The sequence below is a fragment of the Streptomyces sp. 2P-4 genome (assembly GCF_030167965.1).
Lineage (GTDB): Bacteria > Actinomycetota > Actinomycetes > Streptomycetales > Streptomycetaceae > Streptomyces > Streptomyces globosus_A.
Genome location: NZ_CP095011.1, coordinates 774,754 through 793,032, shown reverse-complemented (window position 1 = coordinate 793,032; position 18,279 = coordinate 774,754). Strand labels below are relative to the sequence as shown.

Here is an 18,279-nt window from a genome sequence, read left to right as displayed (position 1 = left end):
CTCAGCGGGCCTCGACCATGCGGGCGAACACGACGACGTTGCCGTCGTAGCCCCGCGCCTTCGAGTAGCCGCCGCCGCACGTGATCACCCGGAGCTCGGGCAGGCCGGTGTCCCCGTACACCCGGGCTCCGGGGAACGTCTCCTTCGAGAACACCTCCACGCCGTACACCTCGAACACCGCCGTGCGCCCGTCGTAGCGGTCGACCTCGACGCGGTCGCCCTTGCGCAGGGCGCCCAGCCCGTAGAACACCGCCGGGCCCCGCTCGTTGTCGACGTGGCCCACGACGACGGCCGAGCCGCGCTGGCCCGGCGCGATCCCGTTCAGGTACCAGCCGGCCAGGTTCGGATCCTGGGCCGGAGGGGCCTCGATCCAGCCCTGCGCGTCCAGCCCCACCGTCATCACCGGGGCGTCCACCCTGATCTGCGGAATCCGGATGCGCTGGACCGACGAGTGCTCCAGCTCCGCGACACCCGCCGGCAGCGCCGCACCCGGCGGCAGCGGCATCGGCGCCTGCCCGTCCGACTGCCCGGCAGACGCCGACACCGCCGCGGCGGCCGCCGGCTGCGGCGGCCCTTCACCGGACTCGGCGCCGTTGCGCATCATGGCGAGGCCGCTGAGCATGACCAGCGCGAGCACGCCCCAGGGGGAGCGTCTCCTCGGCCGCTGCTCACTCTCGTCCTCGGTCATGGCTCTCCCTTCCCGACGCGGGGGTCCCGGCCCGCGTTCCATCCCGCCCCTTCACGCCCTTCTCCACGCACGCTAAGCCCGCTCGCGCAAGACGGCGATCGGTGCCGGGCGAACGGGTGGCGGGGCCGGACGGGTTGCACCCGTCCGGGTATTCATCACACAAACTCCTGACAGGTCATGACCTGCGGATCCGTCAGGTACCGCGACCGGCCCGCGGCGTGTCGCTCAACCGTGCGGACCAAAGCCGGACATGCGCCGCTTGCGGTCCGACCTGAGGGTTCGTGATGGGAGGCGTTCTCGTCGATCATCCCGGGCGACCGCTCCGGGGCGCTTTCCGCTGGAGGTTCCACCATGCGTGTTCTGCGCGCTCTCACCGTGACCGCGGCGGCGTGCGTCGCCGTCGGTCTCAGTATTCCGGTCGCCTCGGCGAACCCGGCGGCGGGGCCGCCGGAGAGCGGGGGCCAGGGCGGCAACGGCGGCCGCGGCCCCAGCAACGTCTCCGTCACCCCGTACTCGGTGCACCAGGGGGCCACGATGCAGGTCAGCGCCGCCGGCTGCGGTCACGGCGGAACCGTTGCGTCGCCCGGCAACTTCTCGCCGGCGAACCTGTCGGCCGGGTCCGTCGGGTTCGCGACGGTACGGATCTTCAACCACGCGTCGCCCGGGACGCACACGCTGTCGGTCAAGTGCAACGACAGCAACCTGATCGCCACACACCGCTTCCAGATCCTCCACGGCCGCGGCGCCCAGGGCGGTCTCGGCGGCTCCTTCGGCCCCTCCGCCGCCGAGACCGCCATCGGCGCGGGCCTCGTCGGCGCCGCGGCCCTCGGCGCGGGCGTCCACGTCCTGCGGCGCCGCCGCCCCCACCGCAACCGGGCCTGACGACCGGCCGACCTCCCCGGTCCCTGCCCGGAACACACGCCGGCCGCCCCGCATCCCGTACGGGATCCGGGGCGACCGGCTGTCGGCGGCCGCCCCGGGCGCGGCCGATGCCGTGCCTGCGTGGTGCGGTGCGGTGGCGCGGTGGTGCAGGCGTGGTGCCGCAAGAGGCGCCGCGTCAGTGGCGGTGGGCCGAGCCGCGGCGCCTCAGCGCGACGACGGTCCCTGCCGCGGCGGCCAGGAACAGGGCCGCGCCCGCGCCGAGTTCCGCGGCGTCCATCCCGGCGACGCTGCCGCCGAGCCCGCCCCGCACGCCGCGCGCCGCCGCCGACTCGGCGGGCGCCGTGGCGGTTCCGGTGCGCGGCGCGGCCGGCCGCTCGGCAGAGGTGGAGCTGGTCGTCGGCGTGGCCGTGCCGCCGGCGATGGTGAGGTCGGCGGAGCCGTTCTCGCCGTTGCAGGTGAACGTCACGGAGTAGACGGCTCCGCGGCGGGCGTCGCGGTCGACGGTCACGCGCGCCGTGCTGCCCCGGGCGATGCTCACGGTGTCGAAGACCCCGGAGGAGACGGTCGCGAAGGCGGCGTCGCAGCCGGTGACGGACAGCACCGTCTGGCCGCCCGGGGCGACCGTCGACGGGGTGATGGCGAAGCCGAAGGAAGTGATGGGCTGCGCCTCGGCCGCGATCGCGGCGGGCGCACCGAAGACGCCGAGCGCAAGGACGGCGCCCGCGGCGCCGGCGCCGAGCAGGGCAGTGGCGGAGCTGCGTATCGCACCCATGGAATGGTTCTCCGGATCCCGGGGAGCAGCCGCGGAACGGTTTCCGCCGGCGGTGGGGGATGCATCCCCGATGCCCGCCACGCTAGGCGCGGGCCCGCCTCCCCGCGATCAGGAGCGGGCGAATGGGGCACACTGCTGGGCCGAACCGGGGAGAGCGGGCCCCTCCCCGGTTTGGCGTGGCGCTCAGCCGCCCAGGTCCAGGTGCGGGAACTGCGCGAGGAACGGCTCGGCGGTCGCGGAGATGCCCCGCCCGAACGGGGCGTCGAAGTCCCAGATCAGGAACAGCAGGAACGCGATCAGCGCACTGAACAGGCCCGCCAGCAGCAGCTCCCGGAAGGAGCGGCGGATCTGCAGCATGAAGATCATCCCCACGGTCACCAGCGCCCCGGTGATCAGCCCGAACCACACCACACCGGGCATGGTGGCCCCCGCGCTCAGCCCCCGGGCGCTGCGGGCGTCGTCGACGAGCGCCACCTGGTCCACCAGCGGCTGGTACGCCTGCCCCTCGTGGTCGGTCTGCGGCTCGTAGTCGGTGACGTCCCGGCGGATCCGCTCCAGCAGCTCCCCGCTGCGGTCGGTGACCGTGCCGTGCTCGGCCATCTGCCGCCACTCGGTGTCCACCACGTACGTCACGTACGCGTCGACACCGGCCCGGATCCGGTCGCGGACCTCGGCCGGGTAGACCTGGGAGCGGACGCTGATCTCGTGCAGAGCCTGGGCCTCCTGGCGCACGTACTCCTGGGCCGCTCCCCGGCCCTCCCACACGCCGGCGATCGCCAGGCCGAGCACGATCGCGTAGATCACCCCGATCATCATCGTCATGTACTCGATGACGTCGGGGGTTTCGCTGGGATCGTCGTCCTCGCCGATCCTCCGGTGGTTGAAGAAGGCGATGGCGAGGACGACGGCGCAGGCCGCGGCCATCGCGAGGGTCAGGACGAGCCATTCCGACAAGGGGACTCCCAATCGTGCGCGGGCGGGCCGCGGGCGTGGCGGCGGTGACGGGACCGCGGTGGCGGACGGGGCGGCGGGGGTCAGCGCGGGCGCAGCGCGACGATCGCGAGCACCGCGGGCGCCGCGGTCATGAGGGTGAAGGTCACCGGCGAGATGTGGTGTTCGACCGGTTTCGCGGTCGCGGCGCGGTAAGCGGGCCTCGGTACGGGCTTCTTCGCCGGAGGGGGCGGAGGGAGGACCACGGGGACGGGCGCGGCCTGGGCCCGTGAGGGGGCCGGCGCGGGCTTCGGCGGGGCCGGTTCGGGCGCCTTCGGGACGGCGGCGGGCCTGGGCGGCTCCGGCTTCGGCGGGGCCGGCGGCGGGGGCGGGGGAGTGGGAGTGGGCCGGGGAGCGGGCGGCGGGGTCGGCTTCGGCGGCGGAGTGGGCTTGGGCGGCGGAGTGGGCTTCGGCGTCGGGGCGGGCGTCGGCTTCGGCGGGCACGGCGGGGGAGGCGGCGGGCAGGGGTGGCCGCGGCCGTGCCCGTGGCAGCGGTGGCCCTTCCCCCGCCCCTTGCCGTGGCCGTGGCCGTGGCCGTGCCCGCGGCCGCCGCCCCGGTCCGCTGCGCGGGCCTCGGCATCCGGCGGACCGCCGCCGTGATGTGCGCCACCTCCGGCGGCTCGTGCGGCGCCGCTGCCGGCGACGGCGGTCAGCCTGATGCCGCCCCCGGCGCCGCCGTCGCCGATCGTCGCGTAGGCGCAGCTATCGGCCACGGCCGGCGTGGCGGCCAGGGCCGCCCACAGCAGGGCCGGGAGCACGATCAAACGCCGGGTACGGGCTCTGTTCACCCGGGCAGCATGGGCTCGCGCGCGCCCGCGTACGCGGGGCACAGCCCTGGTTCGCCTGAACGGGTGCTGTTCAGACCATAGAGGTTTGAGCCACGAACCGAACCGATCTGATCACCTCTCGGGCGATTCCCAAAAGGGACGTGTCGGTTTCCGTCATCGGTGGCGCGGGGGGCCCCAGAGGTCTTTGGTGTGTGATGAAGAACGGATCACCAATTTCCGCTTTTGCTCGCCCCCTTGGGCGATGATCAGTACATTCGGCTCGGACAGGTGTCCGACCCCCCGGACGACCGCCACGGACTACGGCTTGGAGACCGAGATGGAGCGCCCCACCTGGGCCCCGCCAGGTATCGACATATCGGTGCCGAGCGTGTCCCGCATCTACGATTACTACCTGGGCGGCTCCCACAATTTCGAGGTGGACCGGCAGGCCGCCCGCCGGGCCATGGAATTCATGCCGGGCCTGCCGAAGATCATGCAGGCGAACAGGGCGTTCATGCGCCGCGCCGTCCGCTACGCCGCCGCCCAGGGCGTGACCCAGTTCCTCGACGTCGGCTCCGGCATCCCCACCTTCGGCAACGTCCACGAGGTCGCCCGGGCCGCCAGCCCCGACGCACGCGTCGTCTACGTCGACCACGACCCCGTCGCGGTCGCGCACAGCCGCGCCGTCCTGGAGGGCGACACGCAGACCGGCGTCGTCTCCGCCGACCTGCGCAAGCCGCAGGACATCCTCGGCGCCGCCGAGGTCGGGCGGCTGCTGGACTTCGAACGCCCCGTGGCCCTGCTCCTCGTCGCCGTCCTGCACTTCCTGGAGGACTCGGACGACCCGTACGGCGCCGTCGCCGAACTCCGCGACGCCCTGCCCCCGGGCAGCCTGCTCGTCCTCACCCACGCCTCGTACGAGGGCATGCCGCTGTCCGAGGAGGTCGCCAGCGGCACGGTCGGCGTCTACCGCGAGATCCGCAACCCGCTGGTCATGCGCACGCGCGACGAGGTCGCCCGATTCTTCGACGGCTTCGAACTGGTCGACCCCGGCGTCGTGTCGATGCCGAACTGGCAGCCCGGCGGCCTCGCGGACCCGCAGGACGGAGACATGCCGGAGGACCCGTACGCCTTCTCCGGCTACGGCGGAGTGGGACGCAAGGCGTGAGAACGACGGCCGCGGTGCCCCCCGGCACACCGACCCCGAAAGACGCGGAGCCCGTGCAGTCCGGCCCCTCACGCGTCCCGCAGCCGTGCCCGCAGGCGGCCCCGCACAGCGGCCTGGACGACCGGATCGCGCGTTTCGCCACGATCTGGGGGCGCGCCATCTTCCCGTTCACGGCGACCTCCCTGACGCGCCCGGAGTTCGAGCAGCACCTGGTGCCGCTGACCCGCACGCTCGCCGAGGCCCTGCACGCCAGGCCGTTCGACGCGGCCGTCGCCCAGCAGGTCGGGGCCGAGCTCGTCGCCGTGCACTGCACCGACCCCGAGGCGCTCGCCGGCACGCTCGGCGTCGTCGAGTCCTACCTCGTCCTGTACTGCGGGCCCGACGGCGTCGGGGCGGAGGGCACCGAGGAGTACCGGTCCCGATGCGCCCGCCTCCAGCACCAGATCGCCGCCGGCTTCGCCCGCGCCCTGCGCGAGCGCACCCTGCGGGAGCAGGAGGCGATCGCCCGCTCCGCGCTCACCGCGCGCATCGACGCCCAGCAGGCCCTGCACGCCAGCGAGGAGCGCTTCCGCGCGGTCTTCGAGGGCGCCGCGGTCGGCATCGGCATCGCCGACCTCGAGGGCAACGTGCTGGAGGTCAACGACGCCCTGCTCCAGATGTTCGGCGGCATGGGCGGCCACGTCCGCGGCCGCAACGTCAGCGAGTGGGGCCACCCCGACGACGCCCCGCAGGTCTGGCGCATGTACGGCGAACTCGTCCGCGGCGAGCGCGAGAGCTACCGCGTGGAGAAGCCGTACTACCGGCACGACGGCACCGTGCTGTGGACCAACCTGACGGTGTCGCTCCTGCGCGACGCCGACGGCCGCCCCCAGTACCAGCTGGCGCTGATGGAGGACACCACCGAACGGCGCCTGCTGAACCTGCGGCTGCGGTACGAGGCCACGCACGACGCCCTGACCGGCCTGCCCAACCGGACACTGTTCTTCGAACGCCTGGAGAAGGCCCTCAGCGGCGGCGGCACCCGCTTCGGCCTGTGCTACCTCGACCTGGACGGCTTCAAGGCGGTCAACGACAGCCTCGGCCACTCGGCGGGAGACCGGCTGCTCGTGGAGGTCGCGGACCGGCTCCAGAGCTGCGCGACAGGCCCCGGCGAGGTCGTCGCCCGGCTCGGCGGCGACGAGTTCGTGGCGCTGACCACCGGCCCGGACACCCAGGAGAAGGTGACGGAGCTCGCCGTCCGCATCCTGTCCGCCCTGTCGGCCCCGATCCGCATCGAGGGCCGGGAGCTGTCCGTCCGCGGCAGCATCGGCATCGTCGAGGGCCCGGCAGGGGAGCGCACCCCGGCGGAGGTGCTGCGCAGCGCGGACATCACCATGTACCGGGCCAAGGCGGCCGGCGGCAGCCGCTTCGAGTTCGCCGACGCGGAGGCCGACGCCCGGGCGATCACCCGCCACGGCCTGACGAACGCCCTCCCCGCGGCCCTCGAACGCGGCGAGTTCTTCATCGAGTACCAGCCGCTCGTCCACATGCACGACGGCACGGTCCGCGGTGCGGAGGCCCTGGTCCGCTGGGAGCACCCGCAGTACGGCGTACTCGGCCCGGACCGCTTCATCCCGCTGGCCGAGCGGACCGGTCTGATCGTGCCGCTGGGCCGCTGGGTGCTGGAGGAGTCCGTCCGGCAGGCCCGCACCTGGCAGCGCGAACACGGCGGCTCGCCGCTTCGGGTCAACGTCAACCTCTCGCCGACCCAGCTCCACCACCCCGGCCTGGTCGCCGACACGGTCGCGGTCCTGGAGAACGCCGGCCTCACCCCGGGCGCCCTGTGCCTGGAGGTCACCGAGTCGGCCCTCATCGGCGCGGACGACGAACTCCTGGAACCGCTGCGCCGCCTCGCCGACCTCGGCGTCGACATCGCCCTCGACGACTTCGGCACGGGCTACTCGAACCTCGCGAACCTGCGCCGCCTCCCGGTGAGCGTGCTGAAGCTGGACCGCTCCTTCACCAAGGGGATGCAGCAGCAGCCCGCCAACCCCGTCGACGTCAAGATCGTCGAGGGCATCGTGTCCCTGGCCCACAGCCTCGAACTCGCCGTCACCGTCGAGGGCGTGGAGACCGGCGCCCAGGCGGCCCAACTCCGTGCACTCGGCTGTGACACCGCGCAGGGCTGGTACTACGCCCGCCCCGGCGCCCCGGACCGCATCCACGCCCTGACCCTCGCCGACGCCATCCCCTCCCCGGGCTGACCCCCCCCGTCCCCAAGCCGGCTCCACCCCTCCCGCCACGGGCTCGCCGGCCTGGACCACGGGCGGGTGCCGCGCCCGTGGTCCGCGGTCCCGCCCCGGCGGCACACCGCGGGCCCGCCCGGCCCACCTGGCTGCCCGGCCTGCCCGGCCCGGCCGCGGGCCGGCTTGCCCGCGACAGCGAGGCCCCGCCCCCCGGAAGTCGGCCGGAGCACGCCCCCCCCAGGGTGCAATCTGGCCGTGGTCGAGGCGATCCGCTCGTCATCAGCCCCGTTGCCGCGCGGCCATGTCCGGCCCGCAGTCAGCACCGCGACCCCGCAGAGGCTCAGTCGGTCGGGCGCCGCGGGGGTACTTGCCACCCCCGACTCCCGGCCGCTCAGGGCGGCATCCAGCGTCTCCTGGGCCGTGCGCATCGCCTCGGCGTACTTCGGCTCGAACATGCGCTCCCAGGCCCGGTCCGGTGCGACCTCCTCCACCCGGCTCACCACCCACCAGATGTTGCCGAACGGATCCCTCACCCGGCCACCGCGATCCCCCCACGCGCTGTCAGCGGCCTCGGTGACCACCTGTGCCCCGTGCGCCACAGCAGCAGCCATCGCGGCGTCCGCATCCGGGACGTAGACCCGGAGCAGCGAGGGCATCACCGGCCAGTCGGGCCGCCGGTCGAAGGCCAGCACCACGGTGTCGCCGACACGGATCTCGCCGTGGCCGATGGTGCCGTCCTCGACCGGCACCCGGGCGAGTTCCTCGCCGTCGAACGCGGCGGTGATGAAGTCGAGCAGTGCGCCGGTGTCGTCGGTGACCACCCACGGTGCAACGCTCGTGTAGCCCTCGGGCGCTGTGTGCCCCATCGGTCTCATCCTCTCGTGCATCCCCTCGTGATGCGACGACCCTATGACGCGAAGAGGACAACTCCTGTCCTGAATAAGTTCTTTGGGACTCCTTCCGCGGGCCGGCTGCCGGCTGCTGCCCCTGCGTGCCGTCGTCTGAAGCGCAGTGCACGCGAAGCGGGCCGCTGGGCCCGCCCCGTGCTGTGCTGGGCTTTGCCGGGCTCGTCGCCGCGCAGCCCCCGCCGGTGAGCCCGGTCGGGCAGCCGGACCCCCGGGTCCGGCCCGTCGGCCGGGGTGAGGGGGCGGGGCGTCAGGCCATGCCGGTCTCCGTGCCGCGGCCTGGAGTGCGGACTGCATGGACCACGCGCTCGTAGCGCTGCGTCGTGTCGGCCACGACCGCTGCTGCCGCGGGGAGGCGTTCCGACTCGTAGGCGTCGAGTACCTCAGCCGTGGCCGGTCCCGTCAGGGCTGCGGCGAGGGTTCGGGCGAGGGCGGCGGCGTCCCGGATGCCGGTGGTGATGCCGAGCCCGCCTGCTATCGGGTGCACGTGCGCCGCGTCCCCGGCGAGGAACGCGCGGCCCCGGCGCATCCGCGCCGCCACCCGCGAGTTGGCCCGCCACGACGACATCCAGGTGGGGTCGGCCAGGCGTATCCCGGGGACCTGTGCGTACCGGTCGAAGAGCCGTTGGAAGCCCTCCAGGGAAGGCGGCAGGGTCCGGCCTTCCTCGTCCTTCTCGGGCGCCGCCTGGAGTTGGAAGGACTCCGTCCCCGGCATGGGGCACAGCAGGATGCCGCCGCCCTCCGCGGTGAACCACTGGTGCCAGAACTCCCTGCTGAGGCCGGGAGCCTGCACGTCGCCGAGGACCATCGCCTCCTCCTCGGAGGTACTCCCCTCGAGCGGGACCCCGAGCAGCCGGCGCGTGGTGCTGCGGCCGCCGTCGCAGCCGGCCAGGTAGGCCGCGTGCACGCTCGTGCCGTCGGCCAGTTCGGCGCGGATGCCCGCCGTCCCCTGGTCGACGGCGACGAGGGCCTCGCTGTGCCCGACGCGCACGCCCAGCTCTGCGAGCCGCTCCCGCAGCGCCTCCTCCACCTGCCACTGCCCCACGAGGATCCCGGCGTCGGAGGGGGAGTCGCCGATGTGCTCGCCGTCGAAGTACTTGCGCAGCACGATCCCGGTCCGCCCGACAGCCCTGATGCGGTCGCCCGCGCCGAGTTCGTCGAGGACCTCCAGAGCCTCCGGCTGAAGCCCCTTGCCGCGCGATTCGCGGTGGGGTGCCGGGCGCCGCTCCAGAACCCGCACCGCGATGCCCCGCCGGGCCAGGTCGCAGGCGAGGGCGAGCCCCGTCGGTCCGGAGCCGACCACCAGGACATCGGTCGCAGCCGTCAGGGTGCTTGTCGTCATGGCTCGTCCTTCCTTCGTCGTGGTCTCCAGGAAAGCGGTCGCTGCGCGAAAAAGCAACCCGGTTACAAAAATTACCCGGTTGCTCAATTCGTGCTAGGGTTGCCCCATGGCGAACACGACCGGTCTGCGTGAGAACAAGAAGCTGCGCACCCGCCGCCACCTGGCGGCCACAGCGCTGGAGCTCTTCCTGGAGCGCGGCTTCGACGAGGTGTCGGTGGCCGACGTCGCGGCGGCGGCCGAGGTGTCCAAGCCGACCCTGTTCCGGTACTTCCCGAGCAAGGAGGACCTGGTCCTCGACCGGTTCGCCGACCATCAGGGCGAGGCGGCGCGCATCGTGCGCGACAGACCCGCCGGGCAGACACCCGTTGCGGCGGTGCGCGGTCATTTCCTGGACGCCCTCGCCGCAGGCGACCCGATCACCGGCCTGTGTGACCACCCGGAGGTCGTCGCCTACCAGCGGCTGCTCTACAGCACGGCCAGTCTGGAGGCGCGCCTGGGCCACTACACCTCGCGGGAGGTGGAGCTGCTGGCCGCCGCACTGGAGGCGGAGTCCGTCGCGCCGCTGGCCGCGCGACTGGCCGCGACGCACCTGGTCACCGTCCGGCATGAACTCGGCCGTGAGAACTGGCGGCGGATATCCGCCGGCCAGAGCGCGGCCGAGGCGCAGCCGGCCGCCGTGGACGATGCCGAGGCCGCATTCGCCATGCTCGCCGACGGGCTGGACGCCGCCCTGCCCGTGCGCCGCTCCTGACCCGCCGGCAGCCCGCCGGGGCGTCCGCACGGCAGGCGGTCCGCAGCCGGCGCCTCAGCGCTGCAGCAGGATGCGCTTCAGTTCGCGGGCCGCCCTGGGCGGTGCGACGTCCGTCCGGTGCGCGAGGGCGATCGTGCGGCGCAGCGGGGCGCCCTCCAGCGGCGTGCTGCGCAGGCCCGGCGCAGCGTTCCCGGTGACCATCGCCGGGACGACGGCCACGCCGAGCCCCGCGCGCACGAAGCCGAGTACCGCGTCCATCTCACCGCCCTCCACGGTGAACACCGGCTCGAACCCCTCCGCCCGGCATGCCGCGACCGTGAGGTCCCGCAGGTCGTAGCCGTGGCGGAACATCACCATCGGCTCGTGCCGCAGCGCCGACACCGTCAGCGGCCCACCCCCGCCGGGCGGCGGCAGCCGCTCCGACGACACCACCACCAGGTCCTCGGTCAGCAGCTCCACGGTGTCCAGCGCGGGCGCCGACGGCGGCAGCGGCAGCGCGATCAGTGCAAGGTCCAGGGCGCCGCGCGCCAACTCCCTGACCAGGTCCAGGGAGCCGCTCTCCTCGATCAGCAGCTCGATCCCCGGATGCGCGGCGTGGAAGACGCGCAGCACCTCCGGCAGCAGGCCCGTGCACACGCTCGGGGTCGCGCCCAGCCGAACCCGCCCCCGCCGCAGCTGCGCCAGCTCCTGCACCTCCAGGCGCGCCGTCTCCGCGTCGGCGAGAATCCGCCGCGCCAGCGGAAGCAGCGCCTCACCCGCGTCCGTCAGCGCGATGTTGCCCCGCGCCCGGCTGAACAGCTCCGCACCGAGCTCCCGCTCCAGCGCCTTGATCTGCTGCGACAGCGACGGCTGCGCGACGTGCACCCGCTCCGCGGCCCGGGTGAAGTGCCGTGTCTCGGCCACCGCCACGAAGTAGAGAAGCTGCTGGAACTGCATGACCCCAGGCTACTCCTTCATAGGAGGTACCTATCGAGATCAGCGACATCATGTCTTGGACCTCTCAGGGGTCGGTTCCTTACCGTCGAGGGCATGGCTCTGGCAACGCGGACGGGCCGACGGCCGTCCACCACGCGCACGCTCTGGGACTCCGCCGTCGGCAAGAAGGCCGTGATGGCGGTATCCGGGCTGATCATGCTCGGCTTCCTGGTCGTCCACATGATGGGCAACCTCAAGATCTTTTTCGGCCCTCAGGAGTTCAACGCGTACGGGCACTGGCTGCGCCACATCGGTGAACCGTTCCTGCACAGCCACTGGGCCCTCTGGGCCGTCCGCGTCGTCCTCCTCGCCGCCGTCGCCGCGCACGCCGTGTCGGCGTACCAGCTCAGCCGCCGCGACATCAGGGCCCGCCCCGTCGCCTACGCCCACAAGCGCCGCCGCGCCGGCTACGCAACCCGCACCATGCGCTGGGGCGGCGTCATCCTCGGCCTGTTCATCGTCTGGCACATCCTCGACCTCACCACCCTCACCGTCAACGAACGCGCCTGGGCCGGCCACCCCTACGAGAACGTCCTCGCCACCTTCTCCACCTGGTACGGCAACACCCTCTACATCACCGCCATGGCAGCCCTCGGCCTGCACATCCGGCACGGCTTCCGGAGCGCCGCCCACACCCTCGGCGCCGGCAGCGCCCGCCGCGACCGCACCCTGAAAGTCCTCGCCAACGCCCTCGCCCTCCTCCTCTTCGCCGGCTTCGTCTCCGTCCCGGTCGGCGTCATGACCGGAGTGGTGAAGTGACCGTGCACCCCACCGACCACGGAACCGCCACCATGAGCGACACCTACGCGCACTACACCACCGGCGAGCCCCTCGCCGACACCAAGGCCCCCGCGGGCCCCATCGCCGACCGGTGGGACCGCCGCCGCTTCGAGGCCCGCCTCGTCAACCCGGCCAACCGCCGCAAGCAGACCGTCATCGTCGTCGGCACCGGGCTCGCCGGCGGCGCCGCCGGCGCCACCCTCGCCGAACAGGGCTACCGCGTCGTCCAGTTCTGCTACTCCGACTCCCCGCGCCGCGCCCACTCCATCGCCGCCCAGGGCGGCATCAACGCCGCGAAGAACTACCGCAACGACGGCGACTCCGTCCACCGCCTCTTCTACGACACCGTCAAGGGCGGCGACTTCCGCGCCCGCGAGTCGAACGTCCACCGGCTCGCCCAGATCTCCGTCGAGATCATCGACCAGTGCGTCGCCCAGGGCGTCCCCTTCGCCCGCGAGTACGGCGGACTCCTCGACACCCGCTCCTTCGGCGGCGTCCAGGTCTCCCGCACCTTCTACGCCCGCGGCCAGACCGGCCAGCAGCTCCTCCTCGGCGCCTACCAGGCCCTCTCCCGGCAGATCGCCGCCGGCGGCGTCGAGATGCACGCCCGCACCGAGATGCTCGACCTCGTCGTCGCCGACGGCCGGGCCCGCGGCATCGTCGCCCGCGACCTCGTCACCGGCGAGATCACCACCCACTTCGCGGACGCCGTCGTCCTCGCGACCGGCGGCTACGGCAACGTCTTCTACCTCTCCACCAATGCCATGAACTCCAACGCGACCGCCGTCTGGCGGGCGCACCGGCGCGGCGCCTACTTCGCGAACCCCTGCTTCACCCAGATCCACCCCACCTGCATCCCGCGCACCGGCGACCACCAGTCCAAGCTCACTCTGATGAGCGAGTCCCTCCGCAACGACGGCCGCATCTGGGTCCCCAAGGCCAAGGGCGACACCCGCCCGCCCGCCCGGATCCCCGAAGCGGAGCGCGACTACTACCTGGAGCGGATCTACCCCTCCTTCGGCAACCTCGTCCCCCGCGACATCGCCTCCCGCGCCGCCAAGAACGTCTGCGACGAGGGCCGCGGCGTCGGCCCCGGCGGCCAGGGCGTCTACCTCGACTTCGCCGACGCCATCCGCCGCCTGGGCCGCGACCGCGTCGCCGAGAGGTACGGCAACCTCTTCGAGATGTACGAGCGGATCACCGCCGAGAACCCGTACGAGGTCCCCATGCGGATCTACCCCGCCGTGCACTACACGATGGGCGGACTGTGGGTCGACTACGACCTCCAGACCACCGTCCCCGGGCTCTTCGCGATCGGCGAGGCCAACTTTTCCGACCACGGCGCCAACCGGCTCGGCGCCTCCGCCCTCATGCAGGGCCTCGCCGACGGCTACTTCGTCCTCCCCGCCACCATCAGCGACTACCTCGCCCGCCACCCCGCCCAGGAGCCCGTCGACGACACCCACCCCGACGCCGCGGCCTCCCTCCGCGAGACCCGCGACCGCCTCGACCGGCTCCTGAACGCCGACGGCGACCGCACCCCCGACTCCTTCCACCGCGAGATCGGCGAGCTCATGTGGGAGCACTGCGGAATGGCCCGCAACGACGCCGGCCTGCGCACGGCGCTGGCCCGCATCCCGCAGATCCGCGACGAGTTCTGGCGGCGCGTCAAGGTCCCCGGCAGCGGCGCCCAGCTCAACCAGTCCCTGGAGAAGGCCAACCGGATCGTCGACTACCTGGAACTCGCCGAGCTGATGTGCCTCGACGCCCTCCACCGCACCGAATCCTGCGGCGGCCACTTCCGCGAGGAGTCCCAGACCCCCGACGGCGAGGCGGCCCGCCGCGACGAGGAGTTCGGGTACGCCGCCGCCTGGCAGTTCCGCGGCACCGGCAGACCACCCGTCCTGCACAGGGAAGACCTCGTCTTCGAGTACGTCCACCCCACCCAGCGGAGCTACGCATGAAGCTCAACCTGCGCGTCTGGCGCCAGCAGACCCCCGACGCCCCCGGCGCCATGGTCACCTACGAGGTCGACGGCATCTCGCGCGACATGTCCTTCCTCGAAATGCTCGACACCCTCAACGAGGACCTCACCCTGCGCGGCGAGGAACCCGTCGCCTTCGACCACGACTGCCGCGAGGGCATCTGCGGCGCCTGCAGCCTCGTCATCAACGGCGATGCCCACGGCCCCGAACGCACCACCGCCTGCCAGCTCCACATGCGCTCCTTCCGCGACGGCGACACCATCGACGTCGAACCCTGGCGCGCGGCCGCGTTCCCCGTCGTCAAGGACCTCGTCGTGGACCGCAGCGCCTTCGACCGGATCATCCAGGCCGGCGGCTACATCACCGCGCCCACCGGCTCCGCGCCCGAGGCGCACGCCACCGCCGTGCCCAAGCCCGACGCCGACCGCGCCTTCGAGCACGCCGAGTGCATCGGCTGCGGCGCCTGCGTCGCCGCCTGCCCCAACGGCTCCGCCATGCTCTTCACCTCCGCCAAGGTCAACCACCTCGGCGCGCTCCCGCAGGGCTCGCCCGAACGGGAGACCCGGGTGCTCGACATGGTCGCCGCGATGGACGCCGAGGGCTTCGGAGGCTGCACGCTGACAGGCGAGTGCGCCACCGCCTGCCCGAAGGGCATCCCGCTGCCGTCGATCGCCGCCATGAACCGCGAATGGCTCCGCGCCCTCCGCAAGGGCGCCGCCGCCCGCGACTGACACCCGGCCGCCCCGCCGCCCCCGCCGTGTGCTCCGCCGGTCGGCCGATCCGATCGGCCGACCGGGCGCTCGTACCGCGTACGAGACGTGCCGCGCCCGCCGGAACACGGCCGCGTCGGCGACAGTGGACCCCATGCCACAAGCCCCCGCCGGAGCCGGACCGGGCCCCCGACGCCGCACGGTGCTGGCCGCCGCCCTCGCCCCGCTCGCCGCGGCCGGATGCTCCGCCGCGGAGCCCGCCCCGGTCCCGGCGCACGGCCCCGCGGGCGCCCCGCGCGACGCCGTGGTCATGCTGATCCGGCATGCCGAGAAGCCCTACCCCGGCGACACCGGCGAGGACGCGGACGGCAACGAGGACCCCGGCTTCCTCGCCGGACGCGGCCTGCGCAGGGCCGAGGAGCTCCCCGGGCTGTTCGCCCCCGCCCGCGGCTCGTCCCTGCTGCCCCGCCCCGCCGCCGTGTTCGCCGCGGGCGGGGCGGGCGCCCCCGCCCGCTGCCGGCTGACCGTCGAACCGCTGGCCGCGGCCCTGCACATCCCCGTGCGCACCCGGTTCGCCGTCGGCGCCGAAGCGGCCCTCGCCCGCGCCGCCCTCGCCGCGCCGCAGCCCGTCCTCGTCTGCTGGGAGCACCACGGCGTCCCCCGCCTCGTCCGCGCCCTCGGCGCCGACCGGCTGCCGGGCGTGCCCGCCGCCTGGCCGGACCGCTACGACGTGGTGTGGGCGTTCACCCGCCGGAGCGGCCGCTGGACGTTCCGCGAGGTGCCGCAGCACCTGCTGCCCGGCGACGCCTGACCCGCCCGCCGCCCGCCGCCCGCCGCCTGCCGTCCCACCGCCCGAGCCCCGCCTGACGCAGGTACGCCCGCGCCCCGCCGACTCCCCCCGGCTCAGTCCAGCCCCAGCGCCCTCGCCAGATGCCCCGCCGTCCGCCCGAGCCCGCCCCGCGCAACCTGCTCCGGCGTGCCCGCGGCGACGATCCGGCCGCCGTCCGCGCCGCCGCCCGGCCCCAGGTCGACCACCCAGTCCGCGCCCGCCACCACGTCCATGTCGTGCTCGACCACCACCACCGTGTGGCCGGCGTCCACCAGCCCGTGCAACTGCCGTACCAGCACCTCCACGTCGGCCGGGTGCAGCCCCGTCGTCGGCTCGTCCAGCACGTACAGCGTGTGCTCGCGCCGCAGCCGCTGGAGCTCCGCCGCCAGCTTGATCCGCTGCGCCTCGCCGCCCGAAAGCTCCGTGGCCGGCTGACCCAGCCGCAGGTAGCCCAGCCCGATCTCCTCCAGCGCCCGCAGACTCCGCGCCGCCGCCGGGACCTCCGCGAAGAACTCCGCTGCCGCCTCCACCGTCAGCCCGAGCACCTCCGCGATGCTCAGCCCCCCGTGGCGGACCTGCAGCGTCTCGGCGCTGTACCGCGCCCCCGCGCACTCCGGGCACGGCGCGTACGTACGGGGCAGGAACAGCAGCTCCACGGAGACGAAGCCCTCGCCCTGGCAGGTGTCGCACCGGCCGCCCGGCACGTTGAACGAGAACCGGCCCGCCTTCCAGACGCGGGCCCGCGCCTCGCCGGTCGCCGCGAACAGCCGGCGCACCACGTCGAACAGCCCCGTGTACGTCGCCAGGTTGGACCGCGGCGTGCGCCCGATCGGCTTCTGGTCCACCTCCACCAGCCGCCGCACCGGGAACCCCGGGTCCGCGGCGAGCCGCTCGCCCGCCTCCCGCGCCAGCACCTGCCCCACCAGCGTGGACTTCCCCGACCCCGACACACCCGTCACGGCCGTGAACACCCCGAGCGGGAACTCCGCGTCGACGTCCCGCAGGTTGTGCCGCCGCGCCCCGGACACCCGTACCGCCCCGGCCGCCTCCCGCACCGCCCGCCGCGGCCGCCCCGCCGCTGCCACCGCCCCCGGCGCCGCGAACAGGTGCCGCGCCGTCGCCGACTGCGCCACACCGGCCAGCTCCGCGGGCGGGCCGCTGTGCAGGACCCGCCCGCCGTGCTCGCCCGCCCGCGGGCCCACGTCCACGACCCAGTCCGCATGCCGCACCACATCCAGGTGGTGCTCCACCACGAACACCGTGTTCCCGGCCGCCTTCAGCCGGTCCAGCACGCCCAGGAGCGCCTCCGTGTCGGCCGGGTGCAGGCCGGCCGACGGCTCGTCCAGCACGTACACCACCCCGAACAGCCCCGACCTCAGCTGCGTCGCCAGCCGCAGCCGCTGCAACTCGCCCGCCGACAGCGTCGACGCCGTCCGGTCCAGGCTCAGATAGCCCAGCCCCAGCTCGACGACCGGCGCGATCCGGGCCCGCAGGTCGGCGGCGAGCACCCGCGCCGCCTCCCCGTCCGGCGGCGTCCGCGCCAGCAGCCCGTCCAGGCCCGTCAGCGGCAGCGCCGCCACCTCCGCGATGGTGTGCCCCGCGTACGTCACGGCGAGCGCCTCGGGACGCAGCCGCCGCCCCGCACACACCGGACACGGCGCGTCGGTGAGGAACCTCTCCGCGCGGGCCCGCAGGGTGGCGCTGCGGCTCTCCGCGAACGTCTTCATCACCCACCGGTGCGCGCTCGTGTACGTCCCCCGGTAGGGGCGCTGGATCCGCTCCGGGTCGCGTACCGGGTGCACGGTGACGACCGGCTGCTCCTCGGTGAACAGGATCCACTCGCGGTCCTCCGCGGGCAGCTCCCGCCACGGCGCGTCCACGTCGTGGCCGAGCGCCTCCAGGATGTCCCGCAGGTTCTTGCCCTGCCAGGCTCCGGGCCAGGCGGCGATCGCGCCCTCGCGGACCGACAGGCCCGGATCGGGGACGAGCAGCTCCTCGGTGGTGCGGTGGATGCTGCCCAGTCCGTGGCACGAAGGGCACGCCCCGGCCGCGGTGTTGGGGGAGAAGGCGTCGGAGTCGAGCCGCCCGGCGCCCTCCGGGTAGGTGCCGGCGCGGGAGAACAGCATGCGCAGCGAGTTGGAGAGCAGGGTCACCGTGCCCACGGAGGAGCGCGAGCCGGGCGTGGAGCGCCGCTGCTCCAGCGACACCGCCGGCGGCAGGCCGGTGACCGAGTCCACTGCGGGCGCGCCGACCTGGTGGATGAGGCGCCGCGCGTACGGGGCGACCGACTCGAAGTAGCGGCGCTGTGCCTCGGCGTAGAGCGTGCCGAAGGCGAGGGAGCTCTTCCCTGAGCCGGAGACGCCGGTGAAGACGGTCAGGGCGTCGCGGGGGATGTCCACGTCGACGCCGCGCAGGTTGTGCTCGCGGGCTCCGCGGACGCGTACGAACGGGTCGAGGGCGGCGGCCGGCGCCGGGCTCTCGTCGGACTGGTGCATTCGCCCCACTTTACG

At 73.9% G+C, this 18,279-nt stretch carries 15 protein-coding genes and 1 pseudogene; 8 read left to right on the top strand and 8 right to left on the bottom strand.

What is annotated here, in order from left to right:
- Nucleotide 1 precedes the first annotated feature (1 nt).
- A complete protein-coding gene (locus tag MUK52_RS03175; protein ID WP_114055347.1) occupies nucleotides 2–688 on the bottom strand; it encodes a class F sortase in 687 nt (228 codons plus the stop codon).
- A gap of 351 nt (nucleotides 689–1,039) precedes the next feature.
- On the opposite strand from MUK52_RS03175, the gene MUK52_RS03170 reads away from it, so the two are divergent.
- Nucleotides 1,040–1,570 (top strand): hypothetical protein, encoded by a 531-nt coding sequence (locus MUK52_RS03170; protein ID WP_114055348.1) that lies wholly within the window; start codon nucleotides 1,040–1,042, stop codon nucleotides 1,568–1,570.
- Between the two features lie 175 nt (nucleotides 1,571–1,745).
- On the opposite strand, the gene MUK52_RS03165 is transcribed toward MUK52_RS03170, so the two are convergent.
- The 3 genes from MUK52_RS03165 to MUK52_RS03155 all read right to left on the bottom strand — a co-directional run bounded on the left by MUK52_RS03165 (nucleotide 1,746) and on the right by MUK52_RS03155 (nucleotide 4,120).
- Nucleotides 1,746–2,342 carry a hypothetical protein gene (locus tag MUK52_RS03165; protein WP_114055349.1) on the bottom strand — a complete coding sequence of 199 codons (597 nt, stop codon included), beginning with the start codon at nucleotides 2,340–2,342 and terminating at the stop codon, nucleotides 1,746–1,748.
- A 183-nt stretch (nucleotides 2,343–2,525) separates the two neighbouring features.
- A complete protein-coding gene (locus MUK52_RS03160; RefSeq protein ID WP_114055350.1) occupies nucleotides 2,526–3,296 on the bottom strand; it encodes a bestrophin-like domain in 771 nt (256 codons plus the stop codon).
- An 80-nt stretch (nucleotides 3,297–3,376) separates the two neighbouring features.
- Nucleotides 3,377–4,120: a hypothetical protein gene (locus MUK52_RS03155; RefSeq protein WP_162793188.1), complete on the bottom strand. Its 744-nt coding sequence runs from the start codon at nucleotides 4,118–4,120 to the stop codon at nucleotides 3,377–3,379.
- A 316-nt stretch (nucleotides 4,121–4,436) separates the two neighbouring features.
- On the opposite strand from MUK52_RS03155, the gene MUK52_RS03150 reads away from it, so the two are divergent.
- Both MUK52_RS03150 and MUK52_RS03145 read left to right on the top strand, forming a co-directional pair.
- The gene (locus tag MUK52_RS03150; protein WP_114055352.1) at nucleotides 4,437–5,267 is read left to right on the top strand and encodes an SAM-dependent methyltransferase; all 831 of its coding nucleotides are present in this window, start codon (nucleotides 4,437–4,439) and stop codon (nucleotides 5,265–5,267) included.
- Nucleotides 5,268–5,320: 53 nt separating this feature from the next.
- Nucleotides 5,321–7,510 carry a putative bifunctional diguanylate cyclase/phosphodiesterase gene (locus MUK52_RS03145; protein ID WP_284574501.1) on the top strand — a complete coding sequence of 730 codons (2,190 nt, stop codon included), beginning with the start codon at nucleotides 5,321–5,323 and terminating at the stop codon, nucleotides 7,508–7,510.
- 341 nt (nucleotides 7,511–7,851) lie between these two features.
- Here the strand turns inward: MUK52_RS03145 and MUK52_RS03140 are convergent.
- Together MUK52_RS03140 and MUK52_RS03135 are read right to left on the bottom strand one after the other, a co-directional pair.
- Nucleotides 7,852–8,367 (bottom strand): annotated as a pseudogene (locus MUK52_RS03140) (VOC family protein); the annotation flags it as partial.
- A gap of 280 nt (nucleotides 8,368–8,647) precedes the next feature.
- Complete coding sequence (locus MUK52_RS03135; RefSeq protein ID WP_284574499.1) at nucleotides 8,648–9,739, bottom strand: FAD-dependent oxidoreductase; 1,092 nt, start codon at nucleotides 9,737–9,739, stop codon at nucleotides 8,648–8,650.
- A 106-nt stretch (nucleotides 9,740–9,845) separates the two neighbouring features.
- Between MUK52_RS03135 and MUK52_RS03130 the strand changes: the two genes are divergently transcribed.
- Nucleotides 9,846–10,490 (top strand): TetR family transcriptional regulator, encoded by a 645-nt coding sequence (locus tag MUK52_RS03130; RefSeq protein ID WP_114055356.1) that lies wholly within the window; start codon nucleotides 9,846–9,848, stop codon nucleotides 10,488–10,490.
- 54 nt (nucleotides 10,491–10,544) lie between these two features.
- Here the strand turns inward: MUK52_RS03130 and MUK52_RS03125 are convergent, their stop codons facing one another.
- A complete protein-coding gene (locus tag MUK52_RS03125) occupies nucleotides 10,545–11,426 on the bottom strand; it encodes a LysR family transcriptional regulator (RefSeq protein ID WP_114055357.1) in 882 nt (293 codons plus the stop codon).
- A gap of 93 nt (nucleotides 11,427–11,519) precedes the next feature.
- Between MUK52_RS03125 and MUK52_RS03120 the strand changes: the two genes are divergently transcribed.
- The 4 genes from MUK52_RS03120 (at nucleotide 11,520) to MUK52_RS03105 (ending at nucleotide 15,751) form a co-directional block, all read left to right on the top strand.
- The gene (locus MUK52_RS03120; protein ID WP_114055358.1) at nucleotides 11,520–12,224 is read left to right on the top strand and encodes a succinate dehydrogenase; all 705 of its coding nucleotides are present in this window, start codon (nucleotides 11,520–11,522) and stop codon (nucleotides 12,222–12,224) included.
- A 32-nt stretch (nucleotides 12,225–12,256) separates the two neighbouring features.
- Nucleotides 12,257–14,209, top strand: a complete 1,953-nt coding sequence (locus tag MUK52_RS03115; RefSeq protein WP_284581639.1) for a fumarate reductase/succinate dehydrogenase flavoprotein subunit — start codon at nucleotides 12,257–12,259, stop codon at nucleotides 14,207–14,209.
- Complete coding sequence (locus MUK52_RS03110) at nucleotides 14,206–14,961, top strand: succinate dehydrogenase/fumarate reductase iron-sulfur subunit (protein WP_114055359.1); 756 nt, start codon at nucleotides 14,206–14,208, stop codon at nucleotides 14,959–14,961. The genes MUK52_RS03115 and MUK52_RS03110 overlap by 4 nt, the downstream gene beginning before the upstream one ends.
- A 133-nt stretch (nucleotides 14,962–15,094) precedes the next feature.
- Entirely contained in the window at nucleotides 15,095–15,751 is a 657-nt protein-coding gene (locus tag MUK52_RS03105; protein WP_284574495.1) for a hypothetical protein, read from the top strand.
- A 92-nt stretch (nucleotides 15,752–15,843) separates the two neighbouring features.
- Here the strand turns inward: MUK52_RS03105 and MUK52_RS03100 are convergent, their stop codons facing one another.
- Entirely contained in the window at nucleotides 15,844–18,264 is a 2,421-nt protein-coding gene (locus tag MUK52_RS03100) for an excinuclease ABC subunit UvrA (protein WP_284574493.1), read from the bottom strand.
- Between the last annotated feature and the right edge of the window lie 15 nt (nucleotides 18,265–18,279).

What these genes read in the sequence shown, in the direction of transcription:
- MUK52_RS03175 (WP_114055347.1), bottom strand. Translation starts at nt 688, where the DNA reads ATGACCGAGGACGAGAGTGAGCAGCGGCCGAGGAGACGCTCCCCCTGG.
- MUK52_RS03170 (WP_114055348.1), top strand. Translation starts at nt 1,040, where the DNA reads ATGCGTGTTCTGCGCGCTCTCACCGTGACCGCGGCGGCGTGCGTCGCC.
- MUK52_RS03165 (WP_114055349.1), bottom strand. Translation starts at nt 2,342, where the DNA reads ATGGGTGCGATACGCAGCTCCGCCACTGCCCTGCTCGGCGCCGGCGCC.
- MUK52_RS03150 (WP_114055352.1), top strand. Translation starts at nt 4,437, where the DNA reads ATGGAGCGCCCCACCTGGGCCCCGCCAGGTATCGACATATCGGTGCCG.
- MUK52_RS03135 (WP_284574499.1), bottom strand. Translation starts at nt 9,739, where the DNA reads ATGACGACAAGCACCCTGACGGCTGCGACCGATGTCCTGGTGGTCGGC.
- MUK52_RS03130 (WP_114055356.1), top strand. Translation starts at nt 9,846, where the DNA reads ATGGCGAACACGACCGGTCTGCGTGAGAACAAGAAGCTGCGCACCCGC.
- MUK52_RS03125 (WP_114055357.1), bottom strand. Translation starts at nt 11,426, where the DNA reads ATGCAGTTCCAGCAGCTTCTCTACTTCGTGGCGGTGGCCGAGACACGG.
- MUK52_RS03120 (WP_114055358.1), top strand. Translation starts at nt 11,520, where the DNA reads ATGGCTCTGGCAACGCGGACGGGCCGACGGCCGTCCACCACGCGCACG.
- MUK52_RS03115 (WP_284581639.1), top strand. Translation starts at nt 12,257, where the DNA reads ATGAGCGACACCTACGCGCACTACACCACCGGCGAGCCCCTCGCCGAC.
- MUK52_RS03110 (WP_114055359.1), top strand. Translation starts at nt 14,206, where the DNA reads ATGAAGCTCAACCTGCGCGTCTGGCGCCAGCAGACCCCCGACGCCCCC.
- MUK52_RS03105 (WP_284574495.1), top strand. Translation starts at nt 15,095, where the DNA reads ATGCCACAAGCCCCCGCCGGAGCCGGACCGGGCCCCCGACGCCGCACG.
- MUK52_RS03100 (WP_284574493.1), bottom strand. Translation starts at nt 18,264, where the DNA reads ATGCACCAGTCCGACGAGAGCCCGGCGCCGGCCGCCGCCCTCGACCCG.